Annotated in this window: 1 protein-coding gene; it reads right to left on the bottom strand. The window is 37.4% G+C overall.

Annotated elements, in window-relative coordinates:
* On the bottom strand, positions 1 to 3,839 hold a 3,839-nt coding region (locus DNC80_RS14115; RefSeq protein ID WP_182651760.1), incomplete at its 3' end, for a choice-of-anchor L domain-containing protein.
* Positions 3,840 to 4,071 lie beyond the last annotated feature (232 nt).

Raw genomic sequence — 4,071 nt, 5'->3', positions numbered from 1 at the left:
GGTGCTGCTGGTGTGCCTAATGTATCGTTTCCTGCTATGATTTGACAAGCGGTAAACACTGTACTGTTAATTACATTAGCATAAGATCCTGTATATGTAGCTGCTGGCAAGTTTACTTTACCGTTAGCCAAAACTGGCGCTACTGCTCCTCCTGTTTGACCAAATTGCTGTCCTGCAGCTGCACTCGTAGTATTATTATAATATTCATTAGAATCTGAACATCCATCGTTATCTGAATCAAGATCTAAATAATTAGGAATACCATCTAAATCTGTATCACATTCTACTTTTGCGAAGAAAGAATAAGCTACAAGATCTCCTGATCCAATATTAGATCCCGTTACATTTATAGAACTTATTAAATTTGTACCTACACCAGCAAGCATTATCCTTTGATCATCAATAGATCCAACAGAAGTAATTGCACCAGATGCAGGATTATAATTTAGATCAGGATTAACACTAGCAAGGGTTACTAATCTAAAATTATTATTTGCAGCACCTCCATTCACACTAAAAGTGTAGGAAGCAGCACTGCTGCCAATTGTACCATCAACATCTCCAATATTAAAAGCAATTTGATTTGCTGGTACTGGAGTGCTAAAATTGACTGTAAAGTTAGCGCTTCCACTTTTAGCATAGCGTTGCTCTCCACCTGAAATATTTACGTAAAAATTTGTTTGATTATCTGTAAGAGTAGCAACAGCAGTTTGAGTGACTGCACCTGTAAACGTGTAAGTAACATTTGAAGCAGTACTACCTTTCCAAACACCATTAGAATTTTGGGCTAAATATCCTTGGCAATCTTCTACAATGTCACGAATTCCATCATTATCATCATCTAGGTCTGTAAAATTTCCTACTCCATCATTGTCACTGTCTAATTGAACAACTATAGTAGAGGTTGAAGTATTATTCCCTGGTGTCGGATCGGTTTCATTTGCAGAAATAGTTGCTGTATTTGCATAACTCCCTGTTGCATTTACAGTAGCAACTATTGATAATGTAGTACTAGATCCATTATTTAAGTTTCCAATGGTCCAAACTCCTGTTCCACTGTTGTATGCTCCAGCTCCGTTATCACTAGCATATGTGTAGCCTGATGGGAGTAGATCGTTTACGACAACTGCAGTTGCGTCGCTTGGTCCAACGTTATTTGCCGCTAATGTGAACGTTACATTACTACCCACAATTGGTGTAGCGTTATTTACTGTTTTAACAACGCTTACATTAGATGAAGCATCAACAAAATTTCTACCGGTAATGGATGCGAAACCAAAGATATTGTTATTTATAACGCTATCATTTGCACCTTCTACATCAGAAAAATTAGAGAAGCCAGCCAAATTGGTTTGTGTAACAGTATAAGTTCCTAAACTTGCAATAGGAATGACAAACGAGTAATTTCCTGAAGCATCTGTTGTAGTTGTTTGATTGTTGGGACCTGTTAAATTTATCGTAGATCCTGAGATGACTCCTCCTCCTTGTACAGAGACATTCCCGCAAAGCAGTGGAGTGGTCAAAACGGTTGATTCTCTTCCAGGGTAAGTAATATCCCTAAAATAAATCGAATTCAATCTCTCAACATTAGTTCCTCCCATTGAACCTATGGTAATAACCATGGAAGAACGATTCTCAAAATAGGCAGTGTATGCAAATCCTGGTGCTACACCTGTGCCTGGTTGTACTGCACTAGTTGTAGCAGTACCTCTAAAACTAGTACCAGTAGTTGCAAACGTTAAATTAGTTGGATTAGAGTTAAATCTTGCATCCGGTAAATTCATTTCTACATATTCTCTTAAATTAGCATTATCGCCATCTACATCAAGTGCTGAAGCATAATAATTTAAGCGTACCGGATTAGCAATTGTTCCTCCTGCAGTTACAAAATTAAATGTAAATGTAAATGCTACAGGATTCCCTCCATTAGTTAACATCGAAGGCTGAAATGCTTCATCAAAACCATCTACTCCCTCTGTCACCGCTGGTTTATCCAAGTCTGAAAGTGATGGTGTTCCCCCTGAACCGAAAATTGCAGATATTGTCACTAAAGCATCAACGCCGGTTGTTACATTTGGAAAACGATATACGTCGCCTTCATCAGCAATACCATTATTGGAACCTGAAACAAATACTGGATTTTGAAAGCTCAAATTGGCTGTAGTAGCAGTTGAATTACAATTCCTTTGTGCGGTTGCATCATAAGGCACAATTGTAAATTTTGAGGTATTGTTAGCTGAAATTGGATCAGCCTCATTTGCAGCAATCATAGCAGTGTTAACATAACTTCCCGTAGCATTTACTCGAGCCACAATTGATAAACTTGCACTAGCACCATTCGCTAAATTCCCTATTGACCATATACCTGTACCACTATTATAGGTACCCACTGAAGGTAATGCACTTACAAATGAATAACCTGCCGGTAAAACATCATTTACAATAACACCCGTTGCTGGACTTGGTCCCGCATTATTCGCAGTTAATGTAAAAGTAACATTGTTTCCCACAGTTGCAGTAGCACTGCTTCCAATTTTAACAATTCCAACATTGGCTTGCGGTACTGGACTTGTTGTTCTACTATCAGCATTATTGCCTGATACTGGATCTGTTTCATTTCCAGCAATAGTTGCTGTGTTGATATAACTTCCTGAAGCATTTACTCTAGCCACAATAGATAGGGTTGCATTCCCACCGTTAGCTAAATCACCTATTAACCAAAGTCCTGTAGTGTTGTCGTAAGTGCCTACTGACGGTAAAGCACTAACAAAAGTATAACCAGCTGGTAAAACATCTGTAACATTAACACCGGTTGCCGCACCTGGCCCCAAATTACTAGCCGTTAAAGTAAAGGTAACATTACTGCCTACATTAGGTGAAGGGTTATTTACAGCTTTCGCAATTTGTAAATCAGCATTTGTTAAACCCTCAATTAAATTTAAAAATACTCCTGAATCTAAGGAAGCATCACCTGCATCAGCAATAACAACCTTAAAGGTATAAGTCCCACCTGGAGTTAAATTATTAACAGTTCTTGTTATAAACCTTGTAACACCATTAAACTCACTGAAAATAGGAAAAGGTCCTGGTTGTGGTGGAGTGTTAGCTACATACGCCCCTCCTGAAACAGTAGTACTATGACCATTATTTATGTATAAAGCAGATTGTGTTCCATCATAAGCTGCAACAGGAGTCGCTCCTGCTATAACACCGGGAAAACCACCGTTTATTTTGTTGATAGATGTAGGACTGCCAGCTGGAGTAGTGGCTAAATTTCGATTACCAGTAATACCTGGCCCCGAAATAAAAAAACCAAAAGCATCATCAAAATTTGTACCTACATAATCCGGATATTCTTCGGACCCAAAATGGTACCCTATTTTTAAACCAGTTATGGTAGGTCCTAAGGTAATTGTAAAAGTATAAGCTACTAAATCATTGATAGCAGTTCCGTCTATTGTTGACAAATCGGGATCTGAGAGGGTTGCTGCTGCTGGATTATCAGAGCGCTGAATTTCAGTATTCCTATTCGCCAAGTCAAATGCTGCATTTCCAGTACTGAAAAAGGCACCACTAGGAAAACCTAGACCTGCACCCGTAATCCCATTTGTAAAAGTTGCAACTTGGTTTGATCTTAAAATAGCCTCATCTGTTTGAGCACCAACCAAGGTACCCCCAGTAATGACAATACCTGGACCTTGAAGGGCGAGGTTAATTTGCGCATTACTTGGGTTGGTGTTTGCAGTAACCTGAGCACTACTATTTACGGTATACAAGAAACAAAATAGGAATAAAAATCTTGGTACTTTAAAAATAAATGAAGGTAATTGTATATTCATAATTCACTTTGTTAATTTATTCTAACTGTTTGCACTAAACTATATTAAATCTTAGCTTAAAAAATTTTAAAAAAACCATCACATTCTATGAAAAAACTTAATTAAAGCGGTAATAAAAACTTCGATACTTTTTTCAAAAAAAACATTACTAAAAAGAATCTTTTAAAATGATATTATATAAATAAAAATCAAAATTCTATTCAATTATTACAACACTTTAAGTACGATACAC

This window comes from Flavobacterium sp. SOK18b, assembly GCF_014156605.1.
GTDB lineage: Bacteria > Bacteroidota > Bacteroidia > Flavobacteriales > Flavobacteriaceae > Flavobacterium > Flavobacterium tiangeerense.
The sequence above is the reverse complement of the archived record's forward strand: the minus strand, read 5'-3'. Positions and strand labels throughout refer to the sequence as shown.